Below are 5,964 nucleotides of genomic sequence, written 5' to 3' on the forward strand. Positions count from 1 at the left end.
CCCATCACTTTGTGAAATATAACAAAGGCAAATCGGAATACGCCGAGAAGCGTTACGCCGCTGAAACGCAACGTTTGTACACTGTTTTGAACACGCGCATGGAAGGGCGTGATTTCATAGCTGGGGCAGGCCGCGGCACCTATTCAATCGCAGACATGGCATGCTGGCCATGGGTGTCGCGCTTTGAATGGCAAGAAGTTGACTTGAACGCTTTTCCAAACATCAAGGACTGGTATTTGCGCATCGCTGAACGCCCGGCAGTGCAAGCTGGCTATTCCGTTCCCAAATATACAACCGACGTTCCAATGCCATAACAAAAACCCTGTGTTGAAATGACTGATGGAATGGGGAAGTGTGCATGAATTAGTTGAATTTGGGCATAACACCCAAGGCGGCTGCGCTCAATGCACCTGCCGAAACTGAAACTGAAAAATATCAAATCCAAACTTGGAGAATGTCATAGTGAAGTACTAAGCCGTGGGGCAGTCCTGCACAATAAGCGTTAAATGTAAGTGGTCGACCTGACTTAGGCTCAACTGAAGGTGCCGCTTCCCGCAATGCGGCCTAATACCGCTGCTGCAAGCAAACCATTGCCAGACAAATAACCGCTGTCCGCGCTACCCGAAACGCCGCAAGCTGCACCGCCGCCAGCGTATAGATTTGGGATGGAGCTACCGTCTTTGCTGATCACGCGTGCGGATGTATCAACCCGAAGCTCACCTTGCGTGTGGAACAGCGCACCTGTGACGCGCACACCGCAAAAGGGAGGGCTGAGAACAGATTTACCAAAGGTGCGGCCAAAACGGTCGGTACTGTCTAGTGGGATGTCAGTAATCGTTTTACACAAGGTTCTAGCTGGTAGGCCAAGAGCAAGGGCAAGGTCTTCGAGGGTTGCAGCACTCTTGATTGCCCCTTGTGCTTCGGCGCGTTTGAAGTCCTCAAATTGCCGCGCGATTGCGGCGATGCGACCGTCAAAAATGGCATATGCTTCGCTATCTGGTTGCGATAGCACTGCGCGCGCGGCCTCGGAGTAGCCTTGCGCTTCGTTCCAAAAGCGCTCTCCTGCTGCGTTTACTTGAACGCCGCCCTCTGTGATCGTCGCCCATGTAATGAGAATGCCATGAGGATGGGCGACGTTTCCGTGCCCTTGATAGGCCCCGAGGTGTTCGGTTGCGGCACCAATCTGATCTGCCCAAAGCACAGCTTCCCCACGGTTACCGTCGTGGCCGAACCAGAGCCCATCTTCAATCTCGGGCATATGCTTTGATACCAGAGCCCGATTGCCGCCAAAGCCGTTACAGGCAAGGATCAGCCTATCGCAGCCGATCGTCTCAATGCCGCCGTCTGGGCGCTGAGCGGCAATGCCGTGGACTGAGCCATCCGCGAAATAGAGCGTTTCTGCATGACGCTCGCAGATAATGTCGATACCTGCCCGCTCTGCGGCGCTGCGTAATGCGTCAATCAGCTCGCTGCCCGCACGCGTCGGGAGCACGTGCATACGGCGGCTTGAGTGACCCGGGTAGTCAAAGTCATCAACGAGCGAGAAGGGGAGGCCGTGTGTTTCTGTCAACCAGTCGATCACCGGTGCTGCATTTTGCGTCGTTTAGCTCGCTTTTAGGCACATCCAATTGAGCGAAGCTTGTTGAGGCAGAGGGTGGTTTTCTGTCGCGCAGGTAGAGGTGACGCATGTGACGCTTTTTCTTACTGCACTCTCTATTCACTAAAAAATGTTTTCTATGAATATATTTTTTCACCATAAACCGTACATTAGAAAAATACGTCACATGCGTCACAAGCTTTTGGAGAAGGGGCCTCCTACGACAATGCGAAGACCTGTAACGTAACGGGCTTTCCGATTACGGTGTTCGCCAAAACCTAGTCGCGTTAAGCGCTCCCGCAGGCCCCTATGGCTCATCATTTGGCTTACACCGTTTTCTTGAGCCCAGTATTTGTATGCTTCGAAAACGTTGCTCGTTTTCTCTCGCGCTTTGGGATCGCGTGAGCAGGCGTCATCCACAAATTGTGCGACCTGATCGGCTTCTAGTCGCCACTCCTTCTTGGCAGCCTCAGTTGAACTGGGCGTGGTGAAGCCACTTTCAAGAGCATTTGCATATGCACTGAGCGCCAAATTGAGGATGCCGGGTAATTCAGTCAGCAACTTGTCTTTGAGCTGTGGGTCCTGCTCTTCTTTGGCAAAAGTACGATTGAACTGGAGGATGACCGCTCGCCGAAACAGCGCGTCCGAGAAGTCGCGTGTGTGAGGCATGTGGTTTGTCCCAAACCAACACGTAGAGAAGGGTCGCAGTACAAAAGGGTCACGATGCTTGTTCTCAACCGTTGATGGCTCACCAGATGTGATTCCCTTGAGCTCGGCGTCAGCAATCACCTCTCCCTGCTTGAGCTCTGTCACGATGTTGGCGAGTTTTTTGTGCAGGTGGGCCCGTTGGAACTTATCTGAAAAGTTTGCAGGCTGTACGCCCGCAACATTTTTCTCGCCCACCAAGGCTTCTATGATCGCGAGCAAAACACTCTTGCCGTTTGCTCCCGGTCCAATCAGCATAACGAACAGTTCATGACGAGCATGGCTCATCAGAGTGTATCCCATCAGCTCACAAACACATCGGATCTTTTCAGTTTTGTCAGTGTCATCACGAAACACCTGTTCAAGGAAGACACGGAATAGTGGAGCGTCGGCTTCTGGATCGTATGCCACAGGAATTTGCGTTGTGCGGTAGTGTTCTCGATCATGTGGCTCGAGTTGCCAAGCACTGCTGAAATCAAGCAGCTCTAACTCGCCATTTAAGCAGTTCACCGTTTCTGGGTGCCCTAGGTTGAATTCATGCTCGGGCTTGAAAATTTCGTTCTTGAGAACGTCGCTAACGCCGTTCACTAAATTCGCGGTGACGTGTATCTCTTGCTCATCAATCGCTAACTGTGCGCTCTGCTTGATTGCACGCGGATCTTGCCCGGTCCATATGCCGCGCTCTTGCCAGCGCCAGACTGCGCCGTCGGCATAAATTAAGTTCTCACCTCCAATGTTCTGAATTGTTGCTCGGGCAAGGTCGAGGTGATCTAGATCTACGATCTGTGTCTGTTGAGACAACTGCGCCCTGATTGTCCCCATGGGAATTTTGGTTGCATTTTTGATGGCGCGGAACACAGCGTCCTGGCGGACAGGACTGAACGCCGCTGCCTCTATTACAATCGCCTCCATTTCGTCGATCTGGTTCGCGTCCAAGGCCTTTGCTGCTTCTAGTAAAGATTCGAAGCTACGTGAGGATGCTGAGGTATCATAATGGGGTATAACGCTCTCCTCGTGGGGGGCTAGCCGTATCAAATCTGTTCGGTAGGCTGTCAGGGCTCTTTTGAAATTGCCACCGTGTTCGAAGTGGACGAACAGTGCGAAGGCATCCCCGTACCTATGCCCATTAACTGTTTTTGTTCCAATTCCCTGCGCATCATCGCTCTCTGATAGGCTTATCCAGTAGTCTCCGAAGTCGCGTGTTGCATAGCTGCCCGATGATTGAAACGGACTACGCCAGTCAACGGATGGACCGTTTTGAGTATACCCGTAGCGCTCTAGGAGCTCGGCTACTGTGTGCGCGCTGTTGTAAGCGCCTATAGGCGATAATACGCCTGGTTGCACTTTGGCCTTGCGTTTGTCTCGTGCTGCCCTTGCCTCTAAAGCTCCAAGCTCCAAGCTCCAAGCTCCAAGCTCCAAGCTCCAAGCTCCAAGCTCCAAGCTCCAGTGCCTTTTGTTTTGCGTCTCGATGCTGGATAATCGCATGATCAGGTGACAAGGCTAGCGCCTCTACCTTATCAAGTTTTACCTCATAGAAATCACCATGGTTGGGGAGATAAACCAGCTGTGCTGGCCGTGCCAACGCTCTGTCTGGCGTCAGGGCACCCTCGCTGGCCTCCTCCAACAGATCGAAGAAGGCGTTTTGTGTATCGGAGAAATCCGAACCGTCGATCTTGTTGGCCAACGGGACCAAAGTGCGCCATTTCTTGTTTTCTTCAGTTGCGGATCGTGTCGAGTAGATGATGCGACAAGCTTCACCTATGACATGAGACAATGAGGCGTCGACAGCCTCTAGAGATAGATTGTTCGTATCTACATCGAGTGTCAGCCAGGCGAACGAGCCGCGTTGCCGCTGTACCTCATGGGTACGCGCATCGAGGTCGTTGTAAGTTGAGGGGATGAACCAGCGAGCCTGCTCTTTTGGAGACGTTTGAGGGTTTTGGCCATCGCACCGATCTCGGCGATGGTGATGGTCTTATACGGGGTGCCAGCGCGCTTGTGCGGGTTGGGTCTGCCGTCATTAAGTGTAATTGCACGCGTGTCGCATTGGCCAAAGCCAGAGGGAAACTCTGGTGTGTTTTGATCATAAACTTGCATTTATAAACTCAATTGTTGAGGCGCTCTACAAGACGTGGTATTTGTGAGGCAGGTAATGACCTTCCCAAGTTATACCTGCGTTACTGAACCGCGTGCTTTTGAGCGCGCGGTTTCTTTATGGGCGGGATTGCTCGAAGATGAAGTGACGAATGTGCGATGGCAGGGCCTCTATTGTTGAACGCGCAGTTGGCTCTGAGAGCAAACCTCGCCCCGCACAGGCGGCCATTAGGCCATCCCGCGTTGTTGCATAACTCTTGCCCGCCCATGTCCCTGTGTTCGGGGGCGCTACAGAACGCTTTTGCAGGATCCACTGTATGCCATGCTTGCAGGTTATTATCCGCCAGCGTGGAGACAATTGCAGGACAATATTGGTGTAGCAATCATCGCGCTCTCGGTTTGAGGGATGAAAGGGCGAGCCAGAACCAATGTTTTGCGAAGCTGTGGGAGGTGTTGCGATCTTAATCATAATCAGCCCTACACCTGCTTATACGTATATGCGCTTTGAAGCTTTGCTTCTGCGTACTGCATTAGCTCAGCCACTTCGTAGATTGTCGCTTTGTTTGGCCGTCTAACGGTCAAAGGCCATCGCTCCAGAGTGCGCGGGCTTATGGGGAAGAAGTGGTGGGTAATGATCGCAGCGGCAGTCGCTTTGTCAGCGTACTGCGGTAACGGTTGCTCGGGTTGCCATGTTTGTTTGAGTGCCATTTTGCACCTCCGTCATTGAAGATGCTGCTAACCTGACAGAGTTGATTGGGCGCTGATAAATGCCAGAAAAGATTAAAGTAGGATCAATTAGGCATTGGGCAATTTGCGCCGCATATATGCTGCCTGAGTTGGACGCCGCCAGTCTGCTGGATTGCCGTTTTCAATCACTTCCAAGGGTGCCACTGGCTTCGTAATGCTCCGAGCATAATGTATTGTTTTTTTAGGAGCCGATCGAACGTTATAAATTGTTAAGCACTTTTGCACTGCTTTACCAAAGTCAGTGCTTGGTCCGTTATCATGCCCGCTAATGCCAAAAGTTATGGGCCTGTTAAGCTTTTCAAAAACCTGAGCAACAAACTCCGCGATTGCATTCGCTTTATGATTAGCCCGCCCTTGGCCTGATCCGCGGCCTTTACGCTTTTGTGCCACTATCATTGAAGAAAGTAATCCTTCCTTCAATGATGGAATGGCTTCTGACCAGTGGTCTTTTTGAATTTGGAACACTCCGCGTTCTATATCTGGTAATTTTGTTAATGCCTCTTCAAAGCGTTCCAAATGCTTTAGTGCATTTGCATAGGCCGCGACCGTTTTTGCTATTTCTTGTGCCTCCTCGGGGTCAGGAATTACCGCGGTTTTAGAAGCAACGTATAATTCCTGAACGAGAGAGGCGTCGCATTGAATGTAATCTGCGAATTCTTCATTGCGGCGATCAATAAAGCTATCGGTCAAACCCATTCCTCTAATAGCTGGCCCCACTGCGACATCACATCACGACGCTTGTCTAGGTTCTGGGATCTTTGGTAGTGGCGCATTACGCCACCTCGAGTGGCACTCTGTTTGTGGTTCAGCAGGCTATCAAT

3 protein-coding genes and 1 pseudogene are annotated in these 5,964 nt (G+C 51.6%); 1 reads left to right on the forward strand and 3 read right to left on the reverse strand.

Translation table 11 applies throughout. From position 1 onward, the window contains the following. Positions 1-314, forward strand: a 314-nt coding sequence (locus P8O11_RS12490) for a glutathione binding-like protein (protein ID WP_300294655.1), incomplete at its 5' end; no start/stop codon positions are given. A gap of 218 nt (positions 315-532) precedes the next feature. Here P8O11_RS12490 and P8O11_RS12495 read toward each other — a convergent pair. The 3 genes and pseudogenes from P8O11_RS12495 to P8O11_RS12505 all read right to left on the reverse strand — a co-directional run. Then, positions 533-1,591, reverse strand: a pseudogene (locus P8O11_RS12495) (FAD-binding protein); the annotation flags it as partial. 198 nt (positions 1,592-1,789) lie between these two features. Then, on the reverse strand, positions 1,790-3,742 hold the full coding sequence (locus P8O11_RS12500) for a phage/plasmid primase, P4 family (protein ID WP_300294657.1): 1,953 nt from the start codon (positions 3,740-3,742) through the stop codon (positions 1,790-1,792). 1,449 nt (positions 3,743-5,191) lie between these two features. Beyond that, entirely contained in the window at positions 5,192-5,833 is a 642-nt protein-coding gene (locus P8O11_RS12505; protein ID WP_300294659.1) for a hypothetical protein, read from the reverse strand. Between the last annotated feature and the right edge of the window lie 131 nt (positions 5,834-5,964).

The organism is Lentibacter sp., assembly GCF_029254145.1.
GTDB lineage: Bacteria > Pseudomonadota > Alphaproteobacteria > Rhodobacterales > Rhodobacteraceae > Lentibacter.